This window comes from Klebsiella sp. HMSC09D12, assembly GCF_001808475.1.
GTDB classification, from domain to species: Bacteria; Pseudomonadota; Gammaproteobacteria; order Enterobacterales; family Enterobacteriaceae; genus Klebsiella; species Klebsiella oxytoca.
This window is the reverse complement of the sequence record NZ_KV793444.1, coordinates 1-1,563: the sequence shown is the minus strand read 5'-3', so window position 1 is coordinate 1,563 and position 1,563 is coordinate 1. Positions and strand designations below refer to the sequence as shown.

Annotated in this window: 1 protein-coding gene; it reads left to right on the top strand. The window is 43.2% G+C overall.

Annotated features, from left to right (window positions below):
* The first annotated feature begins 120 nt into the window (after nt 1–120).
* The gene (locus tag HMPREF3178_RS08405) at nt 121–438 is read left to right on the top strand and encodes a hypothetical protein (RefSeq protein ID WP_225865423.1); all 318 of its coding nucleotides are present in this window, start codon (nt 121–123) and stop codon (nt 436–438) included.
* The last annotated feature ends 1,125 nt before the right edge of the window (nt 439–1,563 follow it).

Sequence of the window (1,563 nt, the reverse complement as noted above, 5' to 3'; positions counted from 1 at the left end):
CTGGCGGGTTTTCGGGTGGTTTGTTGCCTGTTTTACCGGTTTTCTGCCAGAAACGCTCTCAGGCTGTCTGAGAGGTGCGCGTAATGCGACGTTATGGTAAATCGGTAGCGCGAAGCTGATGTGGTAGATTTGCTGGCTGTTGATGTTTGTTCTTATGGAGAGATTGTGGCTACAGATGCACAAGTAAAACAGATTAATGCGCTCATCAAAAAATACCCTGACTCGTGCTCTATTTGCCATCAGGAATACGATGAGGATTACGTTACGTATACGGTTTTCGGATATGACAAAAACCAGAAGATGCAGGTTACAACTGGATGTTGCGCGCGAACGCTTACCGAATTGGTGTTGTTAGGTGTTTGCGGATGCTTTGATCCAGATGAGCGTGACGAGATCATGGAAAATCACCCAATGGCGAAGAAATTTTTCAGCAACTAGACCTGACTATTACCGAAGCCCGCTCTTTGCGGGCGTTTGGGTTCGTGCAATGAGACGTTATGGTAAATCTCTAAAGGCAATATTCCCCGTCCCTTGGAGCGAACTACTCTGTATTTGATCTTTGGTGTTGATACCCCGCTGCTTGCAGAGGGGGTATTCATTATCGTTGTTGTTTGCTGTAATTGTCTAAAATATATTTGGGGATAGATACGGGTACACATTCAGCAGATATTATGTTTTTCCCGGATATATTATGATAAATGTCTTTGTTTGCAATGATTTTATCTTTAAATTCAATGCATTCTTCATTCAGAATGAAGGTGTTAACAACATTGTCTTTCATTCCCAAATTTGCTAATTCTGAAGAACAACTTGCAATATTATTCGTGTTAAAACAAGTTGTTAGTATTATTGCGTATATGTATGGCATTAAATAAACCTATTTAAAAAAGTACGGAATGATAGTGATCTTGTTCGGAAATATACTAGTTAGACTTTAAGTCTCAGGGATATGAACCTAGAACATCGTTGTATTAACTTGTTTGAGTGTTCCAATCCTGAATATTGATGTTATTTGAGTATAAAGGAAACATAATAAATATCACAAGGATATTGGTTAACTATTTATTTTTAAATAATTTCTTGAGATCTGACGTTGGACGTCGTAGTCTCTTGCCATGTAAACGAAAAAACCACCTTGCAGGGTGGTTTTTCGAAGGTTCAGTAAACCGGCAAGTTTCTGAACCGTGGTAACAGTCTTGTGCGAGACGTCACCAAATCTGTCCTTTTAGTGTAGCCTCAGTCTGGCCACCACTTCAAGAACTCTTCGTAAATCTCTCGCACATCCTGTTTACCAGTGGCCGCTGCCAGTGGCGTTAAGTCGTGTCTTTCCGGGTTGGACTCAAGACGATAGTTACCGGAAAAGGGCGCAGCGGTCGGGCTGAACGGGGGGTTCTTGCATACAGCCCAGCTTGGAGCGAACTGTCTAAACGGAACGGGGCGTGGAGATTTAGGTAAAGCTTCCACCACTACACGGATGCCGCAGGACGGGAACAGGAGAGCGCAAGAGGGAGCCACCAGGGGGAAACGCCTGGTATCTTTATAGTCCTGTCGGGTTTCGCCACC